The sequence below is a fragment of the Rhodobacter capsulatus genome, assembly GCF_052363175.1.
GTDB classification, from domain to species: domain Bacteria; phylum Pseudomonadota; class Alphaproteobacteria; order Rhodobacterales; family Rhodobacteraceae; genus Rhodobacter; species Rhodobacter capsulatus_D.
In genome coordinates this window covers 2,206,037-2,220,119 of record NZ_CP198946.1, presented here as the reverse complement: position 1 = coordinate 2,220,119, position 14,083 = coordinate 2,206,037, and the positions used below count along the sequence as shown (strand labels likewise).

Below are 14,083 nucleotides of genomic sequence, written 5' to 3'. Positions count from 1 at the left end.
CCGTTTCGAGCGCCTGTTGGCAAGACCGTTTCCCCAAGCGTGACAGAGGCCTGCGTCCCGCCCCGGCGGCGCGGATGCGCCCGCCGATGGCGGGGCGGGCGCAGGCCGAGGGCCTTTGGGCCCTCGGCGGTCACTGGGCCTGTGGCGCGCATGGCCTCGGCAATGGCCTCGGCCAAGTCGGGTTACTCCCCCTTCGGCGGTCTCGTGCGCGCGGGTTCATAGCCCCAAAGTGCCAGGCCAAAGAACACCGCCGCCGCCGCCGCGGTCACCGCCAGCGACACGGCATTCAGCTGCAGATAGAGCGCGAAGCGGATCAGCTCGACCGCATGGGTGAAAGGGTTGAGCCGACAGACCCAAGCGAGCCAAGGCGAGGCCTCCTGCATCTTCCAGATCGGGTAAAGCGCCGAGGAGAGAAAGAACATCGGGAAGATCACGAAATTCATCACCCCGGCGAAGTTCTCGAGCTGCCGGACCCGGGCCGATAAAAGCAGGCCGAGCGATCCGAGCATCAGCCCCGAAAGCGCGAGCGCGGGCAGGGCGGCAAGGTAGCCCAGGGGCGGCAGATGGATGCCATAGGCCCAGGCAACGCCCAGAAAGGCCGCGACCTGCACGAGCCCCACCAGCGCGCCTGCGACCAGCTTCGCGCCCAGCAGAAACCAGCGCGGCCAGGGCGCCGTCAGCATCAGCCGCATCGTGCCGCTTTCGCGGTCGTTCACCAGCGAGAGCGAGCTTTGCATCGCCGAGAACAGCAGGATCATCCCGCACAGCCCCGGGGCAATGTAGGTCTCGTAGGGGATGTAGGTGCGATAGGGCGGGATGATCGAGAGACCCAGCGCCGCGCGAAACCCCGCGGCGAAGACAAAGAGCCAGACCAGCGGGCGCACAAGGGCGGCAAAGAACCGCTCGCGCTGGCTCAGGAACCGGGCGAGCTCGCGGGTCATGATCGCGCCCGCGGCGCGCAGGGCGCTCATGCGGCGGCTCCGGTCTGTGCAAGGAACCAGTCGGGCAGCGGGGCCGCGCCGCGCAAGGCGCCGACCGCGCCTGTGGCGGCAACGCGCCCGCGATGCAGCAGCACCATCGCGTCGCTGTCGCGCAATTCATCAACCAGATGCGTCGCCCACAGCACGGTGATGCCCTGCGCCGCCAGATCATGCACATGCGCGGTGATCGCAGCACGCGCGGGCGCATCAAGGCCCACCGTCGGCTCGTCGAGCAGCAGAAGCCGCGGGCGATGCAGCAGCGCGCGGGCGATCTCCATCCGCCGCCGATGCCCGCCGTTGAGCTTGCCGACCTTCTCGCCCGCCCGCTCGGCCATGCCCAGACGGGCAAGCGCCTCCGCGATCCGGGCCTCGGTCTCGGCGCGGCCAAGCCCTTGCAGCGCCGCGAAATAGCGCAGGTTGGCGGCCACGGTCCGGTCAAGGTCGTGGGTCGGTTGCTGGAAGACGACGCCGATCCCGGCCAAGGCCGCGCGCGGGCTGCGGCCCATGTCGACGCCCGCCACGGTGACGGTGCCGGGGCGGGGCCGGATCAGCCCGGTCAGTACCGCCATCAGGGTCGATTTGCCCGCGCCATTCGGCCCCAAGAGTGCGCAAAACCGCCCTGCCGGAAGGGCGAAGGAGACGCCGTCCAGCGCAGTTTTCGCGCCCCAGCGGTGGCTCAGTTCCGCGACCTGAAGCGCGGGGCTATTCAATGGTGATCGCCAGACGCTGATCGGCGCCGGTCGAGCCCGGGATCATCAGCGCATATTGGCCGGGTTTCACCGCGATGAAGGTGATCTTCATCGTGCCGGGCTCGTCGAATTCGACCGATTGCAGCCCCATCGGCCGCACTTCAAGCCCCTCGATCACCACTTCATCGACCCAGACGGCGTGAAAGAAATCCGCGCCCGAAAGCCCGATCTCGCCCGAGCCGTCCGAGGTGATCTCGACCGTGTAATAGGTGCCGGATTTCAGCACCCAAGGCCCGCCAAGCGGTTCGCCCACCGAGAGCATCACCTCGGGCAGCTTTTGCTTGTTGCCCGCGGCCAGAAGCCCGGCGGGCGGGGCTTCGTCCCCGCCAGTCTCGGCAAAGGCGGCCGTGGTGGCAAGGCCGAGGAGAAGCGCAAGGGAGATCAGGAAACGCATGGGCAAACCTCAATGTGCAGTCGGGCGCGCGGCGGCGCCACAGGGAAAACGGCCGACCTTGATCGTGGCCAAGGGTTCGAGCGCGGCGACATCGATCACCGTCACATCGCCCGAAACGCCGTTCGTGGTGAAAAGCTTCGTGCCATCGGGCGAAAGCGCCAGATGCCAGACGCGGCGGCCGACCATCAGATAGCGATCGACCGCCAGCGTCTTCGCGTCGATCACCGCGACATGGTTGGCCGGGCCGAGCGCCACGAAGACCTTGGTCCGGTTGGGCGAAAACAGCATCCCGACAGGCTGGATCTTTTCTGGCCGGATGCCCGGAATTTCGAAGGAAATCTTGCCCTTCTCGGTCTGGGTTGCGGCATCGAAGACCGTCACCGTGCCGCCGATTTCGGCGCTGACCCAGAGTTCCGACCCGTCGGGCGAGAACTCGGCATGGCGGGGGCGGCTGTCGACAAGGCTGTTCGCGACGATCTGATGCGTCGTGGTGTCGATCCAATGCGCCATGTTGGTGGTTTCCGAGGTGGTGACCTGCACCTTGCCGTCCGGGGAAATCCCCATCCCCTCGGGTTCGACGCCGACATCGATCTGCGCCACGACCTTGCGGCTTTGCGTGTCGACGACGGTCGTCACCGCGTCATTCTCGTTCGCGATGTAAAGCAGCTTGTCATCGGGGGCGAGCACGAACTGCTCGGGGTCTTCGCCCGAGGGCAGGTCGTGCAGGATCGCGCCGGTCTCGGGGTCCATTACCTCGACCGCGTCGCTGTCCGAGGCGCAGATGTAGAGCTTCTTGAAATCGCGCGAAAAGGTGATGCCGCGCGGGCGCTCGCCGGTGGGATAGGTGGCTTTCACCGCAAGCGTGGCGACGTCGATCACGCTCACCGTGTCATCGGATTCGTTCGTCACCCAGATTTCATCGGCCAAGGCGGGCGTGGCAAGCAGGGTCGAAAGCAGCAGGGCACGGATCATGGAGTGGCTCCGAAGGCGGTGCAATGGGTTTCGGGGCGGTCGGTGCCGAGCGTGTCGAGTTCGTTTTCGGCATGCAGGAAGCCCTCGAGCGGGGCCATCGCCACCACGGCCCGGTCCGTCACGAGCGGCATCGGCTGGCGCATCTGCCCGTCCCAGGGGCGGAAGCTGACCGGCTGGCCAAGGAAGGCGGCGATGCGGGCCTTGTCCGACAGAAGGAAGCTGCGCAGCGTTTCGGGATCGGCCTTGCCCGCCCGCGTGCGCGCATCCGAGATCGCGGCGACGGCGACCCAGGCGGCGAAATCCTCGTCCTGCATCGGGCGGCTGGCGGCGACACGGAAGCGGTCTTGCAACTGCGCGGCGCCGTAATCCTCGACCACCTCGGTCCAGCCTTTCGCACTCAGCCCCTCGGAGCCCGCGACGGGGCGCGGCAACCAAGTGTTGAAGGGGATATACCGGGCGAAATCGCCGCGTTCGTCGGCGACCAGCAACACGTCGTGATCAGGCAGGTCTTGCGTGAAGAGCGGCACCTCGGCCGCGCCCGAGCGGCGCATGTCGGAGGTGAGCGGCCAGTCCTTTTCGCCCGCAAGCGCGAGGCCGAACTTGGTCAGGCTCGCCTTCAGGGCTTCGGCAAAGGCGCGATCCTCGGGCTGCGGGCCGGTGATCAGCGCCAGATGTCCCCAGCCCTTTTTCAGCAAGAGCTGCGCCAGCGCATCGCTGCGCATCGCGAGCGACGGGATCGTATGCAGCACATTCGCCCGGCAGTCTTCGTCGCGCAGCTTTTGATCGGGCGCGGCGGTATTGAAGATCAGCGCTCCCCTGGCCTCGGGCAGATCGGCCAGCGCCAGAAGATCGGCGGCAGGCGCGCGCACGATCAACACCTTCGCGCCTTCGGCCAGCGTCTTTTTCGCAGCCGTCAGAAAATCGTCTTCGGGCGCTACAATGGTTTCGTGCAAGTCCCAGTCGATCTTGAGGAATTTCCCGGTCGTCGCGATGTCGGCCACGCTCAGGCGTGCGCCCGCAAGGCCCAGATCGGCCGGATCGCCGGTCAGGTTCGACAGCACCGGCGGTGGTGTGACCTGACGTTCAAGCCAATCCAGCCGGATCGTCTCGGCGCACAGCGGATGGCAGGCCAGCAACAGGACGGCAGATACGACAAGGTTTTTCATTCTGTTCCCCCCGCTCTCAGGCTTCCCGCCCCGGCGCGCGGACGCAATACGACCAAGGTCTAGGACGGGCGGGCGCAGCCGCGTGCTAGCCTGAGCAAAAGTCCGGAGGTGTCCGATGCAGAGGATCCTTGTGTGGGGTGGTCTGGTGCTGGCGATGACCGGTGCCTTGCGCGCCGAGCAGGCGGGGCAGGGCGATCTGAACCCGCCCGAGATGAGCCTTGAGCGAGTGTTGCGCGATGTCGAACGGGGCGAGACCTCGATGATGAATTGCGCAAGCGGCTATTACATGACGAAATCGGGCGATCATGGCGCGGCGCGCGAGGTCTTTGGCCTTTGTGCCCAGCGGGGGTGGACCGGCGCGATGACCTGGATGAGCCAGCTCGACGACAACGGGCTTGGCGGTCCCGAAGACCCTGCTGCGGCGGCGGACTGGAACCGGAAGGCGGCCGAAGCGGGCGATCCGATCGGATTGTTCAACCGCGGCCTTGATCTGTTGCGCGGGCGTGGCATCGCGCGCGACCCCGAGGCGGGGCGGCAGTTCGTCGATCAGGCCGCCGCCGCGGGGCTTGGCGATGCGAAACGGCTGCAGCGCGCGGGTTACGATTGGCGCGAGGTGACGCCCGATGCGGACGAAGGGCACTACATGCCGCAGGGCTGAGGGGTCGGTTTCGTCGTTAACTCCGACCAAAGTCCAATGGCGCGTTTGATGCGGATCAACCGAGGGTGCGGCAAGCGGAATAGACTAGCGCCGAATGATCAGGAGAGTTGGCCATGAGACAAAGCATCATCCTTGCCGCCGTGTTGGCCGCGGCATTCGCGCAGACGGCTCAGGCCGATCCGACGCAGCGCATCAAGATCGATGCCGGGCGTCAGTTCTTCGACGCCAATTGCCACCGCTGCCATTCGGTCAATGCCGACAAGAAGAGCTACGGGCCGCTGCTGGAAGGCGTTGTCGGGCGTCGCGCCGGAACCTTCCCGGGCTATCCCTATTCGAAGGCGCTGGCCGCCTCGGGCTTTGTGTGGACGAAGGGCGCGATCCGCGCCTGGATGGAAGCGAATGACCAGCTCGTGCCGGGCACGAAGATGCGCCATGTCGGCATCACCGATCCGACGGTGCAGGATTTCATCGTCGAATATCTGGCCAGCCTGCAGCCCTGAGACGGGCGGCTTCGGTTCGATCTGAATTGGCCGCGTCCCGCGACGCGGCCTTTCCTGTTTTACACGAAATCGGCACCGCGTCACGGGTCGTAAGACCAATGGACAATACCCGCAAACCCCGCGCCTCGCCGATACTTCGCGAAGCCGTGATCAGACCTTTGCCGGGCGTGATCGGACAACAGGGAGGAGTAAGACACATGAACCGTTTCGTTCTGGCCGCGGTGGTGGCCTTGACCTGCTTCGGGACCGCCCAGGCGGGCGGGGTGACCGAAGACGATCTGCGCAACGACCAACAGACGGCGGGCGACGTCGTAACGAACGGCATGGGGCGCGATCTGCAGCGCTTCAGCCCGCTCACCACGCTCAACCGTGACAACGTCAAGAACCTCGTGCCTGCCTGGGCCTTCAGCCTGGGCGGCGAGAAGCAGCGCGGTCAGGAAAGCCAGCCGATTGTCTATGACGGTGTCATGTATATCACCGGGTCGTATTCGCGGCTCTATGCCATCGACATCCACACGGGCAAGGAGCTGTGGCAGTTCGATGCGCGTCTGCCCGAGGGCATCCTGCCCTGCTGCGACGTGATCAACCGCGGCGCCGCGATCTATGGCGACAACGTCTATTTCGGCACGCTCGATGCGCGCATCGTCGCGCTCGACCGCAAGACCGGCTCGGTCAAGTGGAACAAGAAGATCGCCGATTACAAGGAAGGCTACAGCTACACCGCCGCGCCGCTCGTCGTGAACGGGCTCGTCATCACCGGCAACTCGGGCGGTGAATTCGGCATCGTCGGCGAAGTGCAGGCGCGCGACGCGGAAACGGGCGAGCTGATCTGGACCCGTCCGACGATCGAAGGCAACATGGGCACCTACAAGGGCAAACCCTCGACGATGACCGGCACGCTGAATGCGACCTGGCCGGGCGATCTGTGGAAGACGGGCGGCGGCGCCACCTGGCTGGGCGGCTCCTATGATGCCGACACCGACACGATCATCTTCGGTGCGGGCAACCCGGCGCCCTGGAACAGCCACCTGCGCAACGCCGGCACGCCAATCGAGGGCAACAAGGGTGACAACCTTTACGCCGCCTCGCGCATCGGGCTCGATCCGAAAACTGGCGAGATCAAGTGGCACTTCCAGACCACCCCGCGCGAAGGCTGGGACTTTGACGGGGTGAACGAGGTCGTGGGCTTCGTCGACAAGGACGGCAAGAAGCGCTACGCCACCGCCGACCGCAACGGCTTTTTCTACGTGCTGAACCGCGAAGACGGCGCCTTCGTCAACGCCTGGCCGTTTGTCAAGAACATCACCTGGGCCAAGGGCATCGGCAAGGATGGTCGCCCGATCTACAACGAAGACAACCGCCCCGGCGCACCGAACCCCGCCGCCGAAGAGGGCAAGGGCCAGCAGGTCTTCGCCGTGCCGTCCTTCCTTGGCGGCAAGAACTGGATGCCGATGGCCTACAGCCAGACCACGGGCCTGTTCTATGTCCCCTCGAACGAATGGGGCATGGATATCTGGAACGAGCCGATCAACTACAAGAAGGGCGCGGCTTACTTGGGCGCGGGCTTCACGATCAAGCCGCTCTTTGAAGACTATATCGGCTCGCTGAAGGCGATCGATCCGAATTCGGGCGAGGTGAAATGGGAATACAAGAACGATGCCCCGCTTTGGGGCGGCGTGATGACCACCGCGGGCAAGCTCGTCTTTGTCGGCAATCCCGAGGGCGAGTTCATGGCGCTGGACGCGGAAACCGGCAAGAAGCTGTGGTCGTTCCAGACCGGCTCGGGCATCGTGGGTCAGCCGATCACCTGGGAACAGGACGGCGAGCAATATGTCTCGGTGATTTCGGGTTGGGGCGGCGCGGTGCCGCTTTGGGGCGGCGAAGTGGCCAAGCGCGTCAACTATCTGAACCAGGGCGGAATGGTCTGGACGTTCCGTCTGCCCAAACAGCTCGCCTCCGCCAATTGAGGGAGGCTGAGGTTCCATGACGACGAGAGGGCGTCCGGGGAAATCCGGGCGCCCTTCTCATTCGGGCAGGCCAATGCGACCATTGGACAATACGGCCCCGGTGCTATGATTGTTAGGGTGACTTTACACGTCGCGCCGTAAGAACGGTGCTTCAAGACAGGACAGGCCCGATGACCCCGGAACCCGCCGCCAGCATTCGCTCGGATTTTCGCTCGGCGCTGATCGTCGATGATCATCCGCTGTTTTGCGACGCGCTGGCGATGACGTTGCAATCCGTGGCCGGGATCGAGGCGATCGACAGCGCCGACAGTCTGGAAACGGCGCTGGCCCGGATCGAGACTGCCGAAGGCACGCCCGCCGACGTGCTGGTTCTTGATCTCAACCTGCCCGATGTGAACGGCCTCGACGGGCTGATGCGGCTGCGTCAGGCCGCGCCCGAGATGCCGATCGTCGTCGTCTCCTCGATCGATGATCCGCGGGTGATCCGTGCGGCGATCTCGGCCGGGGCGGCGGGCTTCGTGCCGAAGCATTCGCGCCGCGAATTGTTCCGTCTGGCCTTTGCCGCCATCGCGCGCGGCGAGATCTTCGTGCCGGAATCGACCGGGGACAGCCTTGCCACCGGCGACGGGATGAGCCCGCAGGACGAGGCGATCCGCCGCCTGAGCCTTCTGACCCGGCAGCAGGCGAACATTCTGGAACAGATCTGCGCGGGCAAGATGAACAAGCAGATCGCCTATGACCTGTCGATCGCCGAAACCACGGTCAAGGCGCATGTGACGGCGATCATGCGCAAGCTTGGGGTCTATTCGCGTACGCAGGCGGTGCTTTTGGCGCGGGAAGCGCAGATCACTGCGCCCTTGCCCGAAGGGTGGCGCAAGCCGTAGTCTTCCCGCAAGAGTTGAGACGCCATAGCGGCAGGAGGAGGCTGCGATGGATCATCCCGACAGCGGCTTGTGGCGTGGGCCAGCCGCCGCCATTCCCGCGCGCGCGGCGGTGCAGGCCTCGTTGTCCGATGCCCTGCCGCGATTGGCGCGTGCGCTTGGCCCCGGGCCTTTCGCGCAAGTCTTCCTGTTTGCCAGCCCCGAGGCCGATCTGGCGGCACTTGCGGCGCAGGCGCCCAGCGTCTTCGGCTCGGCGCGTGTTTGCGGCTGTTCCACCTCGGGCGAGATCACCGCGCAGGGCTATGACAGCGGGCAGATCGTCGCCTTTGCCCTGCCTGCGGCGGGGTTCGAGGTCGAGCAGCTGCTGATCGAGCGTCTCGATGCGCTTGACCCGCGGGCGCTGATTGCCGAGCTGCTGCGGGCGCGGCAGGCATTGGGGCGGCGGGTGCCCGAGTGGAACCACGAGGCGGCGGTGCTCTTGATCGACGGGCTTTCGGGGCAGGAGGATGCACTCGTCGCCGCGCTGTCGGGCGGGCTTGGCGCGGTGCCGGTCGTCGGCGGCTCGGCGGGCGATGCGGCCCGGTTCGAGAATGCGCCGGTCTTTGCCCGCGGCGGTCTGCGCGAGAATGCGGCGGTGCTGACGCTGATCCGCTCGGCCTGGGAATTGCGGCCCTTCTGCTTTGCACATCAGCGTCCGACGGCGCGGCGGATGGTGGTGACGCGCGCCGATCCCTCGCGCCGGTTGGTGGAGCGGATCAACGACGAACCGGCGGCGCGGGAATATGCGCGCGCGCTGGGGATGCTGCCCGAGCAGCTGACGCCGTTTCTGTTCGCCGCGCATCCGCTGCTGGTGCGGGCGGGCGGGCGGCATCATGTGCGCTCGATCCAGCAGGTCGAGCCCGACGGCAGCTTGACCTTCTTTTCCGCTATCGACGAGGGGCTGGTGCTGACGCTCGCCGAGCCGGTCGACATGGTGGCGCATCTGCGCGAGGAAATGGCGGGGCTTTCTGAAGACGGGCGTCCGGCGGTAATCCTTGCCTTTGACTGTTTCTTTCGGCGGATCGAGGCCGAGGGGCGGCAACTCTCTCGCGAGATTTCCGAGGTGTTGATGCAGAACGGTGTCTGGGGGCTGTCGACCTATGGCGAGCAGGTGGGGGCGATGCATGTGAACCAGACGCTCACCGGGCTGGCCTTCTATCCGCCGGAGGGGCGCAGATGAGCCCCGATGATCTGCAGGCCGCCCGGGCACTGGTCGATCCGGCGGATACGCCCGAGCGACAGACCGAGAAGCTTCTGACCATCGTCGGTGCGTTGATCCGCCATGCCGAGGAAACCCCCGAGGATCGCGGCGCCGCCTGGGTGCAGTTCGAACGCGCCGCGATGCTGGAAGAGCAGGTCCGCGACCGCACCCGCGATCTGGAGCGGGCGCTTGATCTGCTCAATGCCTCGAACGCGCGGCTGGCCGAGGCGCATCGCGAAACCGAGGCGGCGCGGCTCAATCTGGCTTCTGCCATCGAGACGGTGCAGGAGGGCTTCGCGCTGTTTGACGCCAACGACGTGCTGGTGATGTGCAATTCGCGCTTCAACGGGCTCTTGCCCGACATTCGCACGCAGATGCAGCCGGGGCTGAGCTTCACCCGCTACGTCGAGATCGCGGCGAGTTCGCGGCATCTGGGCATGCCCGACGGGATGACCCGGAACGACTGGGTGCGGATGCGGCTGATGCGGCACCAGCAGCACCATTTCATCCTGACCCAGCAGATGGGCGAGGATCGCTGGGTGCAGGTCTCGGAACACCGCACCCGCGAGGGCGGCACGGTGATCCTGCAGACCGAAGTCACCGATTTCATCCGCCGCGAGCGCGAGGCCCGCGGGCGCAGGCTCGACGATCAGGCGGCGGTGCTGCGCCCGACGCTCGAACATCTGAAGATCGGGGTGTGCCTCTTTGATGTGCGGCTGCATCTGCTGGTCTGGAACGAGCGGCTGGCGGAATTTCTGACGCTGCCGCGCAACCGGCTCTGGCGGGGGCTGCATTTCGACACGCTTCTGGAACAGCTGCGCGGCCAGTTCATTTTTCCGGGTGGCCATTCGGCGCGGCAATTGTCCGATTGGGTGCGGCGCGCGCGCAGGCTTGAGACCTTTCAGATCGAGGTGACGCGCGAGGGCGGGCAGGTCTACGAGATCTTCGCGCAGGAACTGCCCGACGGCGGGTTTGTCGTCTCGCTTGAAGACATCACCGAGGTGCGCTCGACGCTGGCCGAACTCAGCCGCGCGAACGAGACGCTGGAGGCGCGGGTGACCGAGCGCACCTGCGAATTGGAAGATGCTCTGGCCAGCGCCGAGCGGGCGAATGCGTCACGCGCGCGATTCGTGGCGGCGGCGAGCCATGACCTGTTGCAACCGCTCTCGGCGGCAAAGCTCTATCTGGCCTCGCTCGGCGATGACGCGCTGACCGCCTCGGCGCGGCGCACGCTCGACAAGGCGCAGAACGCGCTTTTGTCGGTCGAGGGGATTCTGGGGGCGCTGCTCGATATCTCGCGGCTCGAATCGGGGCGGGCGGCGATCGACCCCTGCGCCGTGCCGCTTGGCCCGGTGTTCCGGCAACTGGCCGACGAATTTGCCCCCGCGGCGGCGCTCAAGGGGCTGCGCCTGCGCGTCCGCCCGACCGAGGCCGTGGTCTTTTCCGACCGCGCCTATCTGCGCCGGATTTTACAGAATCTGATCTCGAATGCGATCCGCTACACCGCCAAGGGCTCGATTCTGGTCGCGGCACGGCGGCGCGGCGGGCTTTGGCGGGTCGAGGTGCGCGATTCGGGCCAGGGCATCGCCGAGGAACATCAGGAGCTGATCTTCCGCGAGTTTCAGCGCATCGACGCCCATGCCTCGGCCTCCGAGGGGATGGGGCTGGGCCTTGCCATCGTCGAACGGGCGGCGGCGCTTCTGGGCCATCCGCTCTCGCTGCGCTCGGAGCCGGGTTGCGGCTCGACCTTCATGCTCGATCTGGTGCAGGGCGCCCGGCCGCTGGCGCTGCCCGAACCGGGGCAAGTGGTGCCGATCGGCCGCGACGCCGAGGGCCGCGAGCTGGTGGTGCTCTTGATCGAGAACGACCCGGACCTGTCACGCGCGATGGTGCAGCTGCTGGAGAAATGGGGGGTGAGCGTGCTCGACGTCCCCTCGGGCGAGGAGGCGCTGGAGCTGATCGAGGCGACCGGTCTGGTGCCCGACCGCTGTCTGATCGACTATCAGCTCGGCGCGGGGATGAGCGGGCTCGATTGTCTGGCGGCGCTGCGCGAGCGGCTGGGCGACGTGCCGTCGTTGATTGTCACCGCCGATCGCAGCGAAGAGCTGGGGGCGCAGGCGCGCGCCCTTGGCGTGGCCGTGTTGCAAAAGCCGACGCCGACCGAGGCGCTGTCGGAGTTCCTCTTCGGCGCCGGGTCGACGCGCTAGCGTTACGCCTTGATAATCCAGCCGCCGCCGAAGATGCGGCTGCCGCCGGTTTCGTAAAAGACGCAGGCCTGACCGGGGCTGACGCCTTCCTCGGCTTCGATCAGCTCGACCTCGGCCGTGGTGGCCGAAAGCGGCCGCACCAGCGCCGGACGCGGCGCCCGGGTCGAGCGGATTCGCACCGAGACCTCCCATTCCGGCTGGCTGTCGAAGGGCGCATCGCCGAGCCAGTTGATCTCGCCCACCCGCAGAAGCCGTGTGGCGAGCGCCTCCTTCGGCCCGACGATCACCCGGCGCGTCTCCGGGTCGAGCTTGACGACGTAAAGCGGATGATCGCCAAGGCCGCCGATGCCCAGACCGCGGCGCTGGCCGATGGTGTAATGGATCACGCCTTTGTGATTCCCGAGAACCTTCCCCGACAGATCGACGATCTCGCCCGGATCCGCGGCACCCGGGCGTAACTTCTCGATCACGCTCGCATAATTGCCGTTCGGCACGAAGCAGATGTCCTGGCTGTCAGGCTTGTCGGCGACGACCAAACCGAATCTGGCCGCAAGTTTACGAGTTTCCGCTTTTGACGGCAGATGGCCGAGCGGGAATCGCAGGAAGGCCAGTTGCTCGGGCGTGGTCGAGAACAGGAAATAGCTTTGATCGCGCATCGGATCGGCGGCGCTGTGCAACTCCGGTCCCTGCGGCCCGAGCTTGCGCTGGATGTAATGGCCGGTCGCCATGCAATCGGCATCGAGGTCCTTGGCCGTCTCCAGCAGGTCCTTGAACTTGACGCGTTCATTGCAGCGGATGCAGGGCACGGGCGTTGCCCCTGCCAGATAGGCATCGGCAAATTCCTCGATCACGGCCTCGCGAAAAGTGTTTTCGTAATCAAGAACATAGTGCGGGAAACCCATGGCTTCCGCGACGCGCCGGGCATCGTGAATATCCTGTCCCGCACAGCAGGCACCCTTTTTCGCCAGCGCCGCGCCGTGGTCGTAAAGCTGAAGCGTCACGCCGATCACGTCGTAACCTTCCTCCTTCAGCATCGCGGCCACGACCGAGCTGTCGACGCCGCCCGACATGGCGACGACCACACGGGTGTCGGCGGGCGCCTTGGGCAGGCCCAGCGAATTCAGGGGAAGATCTTTCGGCATCGCAACAGTCCTTTAACCAGACCCGCAAGAATATAGGAAAATGCGATCTACTCTCAACCCTTGGCTAAACCGAGTGTTAAGGCCCGCCGCGCATTCTTCCCCCATGAAGACGAGGGGGTGAACCCATGTATCTAAAAAAAGTCGACGGACCGCGCGCAGTCACGCTGCCTGATGGCACGATTCTGACCCGCGCTGATCTGCCGCCGAAAGAAACGCGCCGTTGGGTGGCGTCGCGCAAGGCAATCATCGTGCATGCGGTGACGCATGGGCTGATTGGACGTTCGGAAGTACTTGAACGTTACGGCTTATCGGAGGAAGAATTCGATATCTGGGCCGAAGCGGTCAAGAAACACGGCATCGCTGGACTTAAAGTGACAGCTATTCAAAAGTATAGACAACTTTAGGTTGCAAATGAACGAAATCCTGCGACAGTAACTACGTGTTAACCATTTGGTGCCAAGGTCGAAGGTGATCGAGGGATTAATGCGGAGAACCCAGGATGCGGATTTTGTTGGTAGAGGACGATCCAACGACCTCTCGCAGCATCGAGCTGATGCTGACCCATGCCAACCTCAACGTCTACTGCACCGACCTTGGTGAAGAAGGCATCGACCTTGCGAAGCTTTACGACTACGACCTGATCCTGCTCGATCTGAACCTGCCCGACATGAACGGGCTCGAGGTGCTGCGTCAGCTGCGTCTGGCGCGGGTCGATACGCCGATCCTGATCCTGACCGGTGCCGATGACACCGAGAACAAGATCAAGGGCTTCGGCTTTGGCGCCGATGATTACATGACGAAACCCTTCCATCGTGAAGAGCTGGTGGCGCGAATCCATGCGATCATCCGCCGCTCGAAAGGGCATTCGCAGTCGATCATCCGCACTGGCAAGATTTCGGTGAACCTCGACGCCAAGACGGTGGAAGTCGGCGGCAAGCCGGTGCATCTGACCGGCAAGGAATACCAGATGCTGGAGCTCTTGAGCCTGCGCAAGGGCACGACCCTTACCAAGGAGATGTTCCTCAATCATCTCTACGGCGGCATGGACGAGCCGGAACTGAAGATCATCGACGTTTTCATCTGCAAGCTGCGCAAGAAGCTGGCCGAAGTGACCGGTGGCGAAAACTACATCGAAACCGTCTGGGGCCGTGGCTATGTGCTGCGCGATCCGGATCAGGGTGATATCGACCGCCGCATGGTCGTTGGCGCCTGACCTCTTCGTACTGG

14 protein-coding genes are annotated in these 14,083 nt (G+C 65.3%); 8 read left to right on the top strand and 6 right to left on the bottom strand.

The window, feature by feature from the left end; genetic code table 11:
• Positions 1-182 precede the first annotated feature (182 nt).
• The 5 genes from ACTTAI_RS11795 to ACTTAI_RS11775 are packed head-to-tail and all read right to left on the bottom strand — an operon-like array spanning position 183 to position 4,261.
• A complete protein-coding gene (locus ACTTAI_RS11795; RefSeq protein WP_444451750.1) occupies positions 183-971 on the bottom strand; it encodes an ABC transporter permease in 789 nt (262 codons plus the stop codon).
• Positions 968-1,690 carry an ABC transporter ATP-binding protein gene (locus tag ACTTAI_RS11790; RefSeq protein ID WP_444451749.1) on the bottom strand — a complete coding sequence of 241 codons (723 nt, stop codon included), beginning with the start codon at positions 1,688-1,690 and terminating at the stop codon, positions 968-970. Before ACTTAI_RS11790 ends, ACTTAI_RS11795 begins: the two co-directional genes overlap by 4 nt.
• Positions 1,683-2,123, bottom strand: a complete 441-nt coding sequence (locus tag ACTTAI_RS11785) for a hypothetical protein (RefSeq protein ID WP_444451748.1) — start codon at positions 2,121-2,123, stop codon at positions 1,683-1,685. Before ACTTAI_RS11785 ends, ACTTAI_RS11790 begins: the two co-directional genes overlap by 8 nt.
• Before the next feature lie 9 nt (positions 2,124-2,132).
• A complete protein-coding gene (locus ACTTAI_RS11780) occupies positions 2,133-3,095 on the bottom strand; it encodes a YVTN family beta-propeller repeat protein (RefSeq protein WP_444451747.1) in 963 nt (320 codons plus the stop codon).
• Positions 3,092-4,261 carry an ABC transporter substrate-binding protein gene (locus ACTTAI_RS11775; protein WP_444451746.1) on the bottom strand — a complete coding sequence of 390 codons (1,170 nt, stop codon included), beginning with the start codon at positions 4,259-4,261 and terminating at the stop codon, positions 3,092-3,094. The genes ACTTAI_RS11780 and ACTTAI_RS11775 overlap by 4 nt, the downstream gene beginning before the upstream one ends.
• 115 nt (positions 4,262-4,376) lie before the next feature.
• On the opposite strand from ACTTAI_RS11775, the gene ACTTAI_RS11770 reads away from it, so the two are divergent.
• From ACTTAI_RS11770 to ACTTAI_RS11745, 6 genes are all read left to right on the top strand, one after another.
• On the top strand, positions 4,377-4,919 hold the full coding sequence (locus ACTTAI_RS11770; RefSeq protein WP_444451745.1) for a tetratricopeptide repeat protein: 543 nt from the start codon (positions 4,377-4,379) through the stop codon (positions 4,917-4,919).
• A gap of 113 nt (positions 4,920-5,032) precedes the next feature.
• Complete coding sequence (locus ACTTAI_RS11765) at positions 5,033-5,419, top strand: c-type cytochrome (RefSeq protein ID WP_444451744.1); 387 nt, start codon at positions 5,033-5,035, stop codon at positions 5,417-5,419.
• A gap of 197 nt (positions 5,420-5,616) precedes the next feature.
• Positions 5,617-7,386, top strand: coding sequence for a PQQ-dependent methanol/ethanol family dehydrogenase (locus tag ACTTAI_RS11760; RefSeq protein ID WP_444451743.1), 1,770 nt, complete (start codon positions 5,617-5,619; stop codon positions 7,384-7,386).
• 170 nt (positions 7,387-7,556) lie between these two features.
• Positions 7,557-8,270, top strand: coding sequence for a response regulator (locus ACTTAI_RS11755; RefSeq protein ID WP_444451742.1), 714 nt, complete (start codon positions 7,557-7,559; stop codon positions 8,268-8,270).
• Positions 8,271-8,316: 46 nt separating this feature from the next.
• Complete coding sequence (locus tag ACTTAI_RS11750) at positions 8,317-9,486, top strand: FIST N-terminal domain-containing protein (protein WP_444451741.1); 1,170 nt, start codon at positions 8,317-8,319, stop codon at positions 9,484-9,486.
• Positions 9,483-11,714, top strand: a complete 2,232-nt coding sequence (locus ACTTAI_RS11745; RefSeq protein WP_444451740.1) for a PAS-domain containing protein — start codon at positions 9,483-9,485, stop codon at positions 11,712-11,714. Before ACTTAI_RS11750 ends, ACTTAI_RS11745 begins: the two co-directional genes overlap by 4 nt.
• A gap of 2 nt (positions 11,715-11,716) precedes the next feature.
• On the opposite strand, the gene mnmA is transcribed toward ACTTAI_RS11745, so the two are convergent.
• Positions 11,717-12,856, bottom strand: a complete 1,140-nt coding sequence (gene mnmA / locus ACTTAI_RS11740; protein WP_444451739.1) for a tRNA 2-thiouridine(34) synthase MnmA — start codon at positions 12,854-12,856, stop codon at positions 11,717-11,719.
• A gap of 125 nt (positions 12,857-12,981) precedes the next feature.
• Here mnmA and sciP point away from each other — a divergent pair, with 125 nt between their 5' ends.
• Positions 12,982-13,260 carry a CtrA inhibitor SciP gene (sciP, locus tag ACTTAI_RS11735; protein ID WP_013067386.1) on the top strand — a complete coding sequence of 93 codons (279 nt, stop codon included), beginning with the start codon at positions 12,982-12,984 and terminating at the stop codon, positions 13,258-13,260.
• A gap of 95 nt (positions 13,261-13,355) precedes the next feature.
• Complete coding sequence (gene ctrA, locus ACTTAI_RS11730; protein ID WP_444451738.1) at positions 13,356-14,069, top strand: response regulator transcription factor CtrA; 714 nt, start codon at positions 13,356-13,358, stop codon at positions 14,067-14,069.
• Positions 14,070-14,083: the final 14 nt, after the last annotated feature.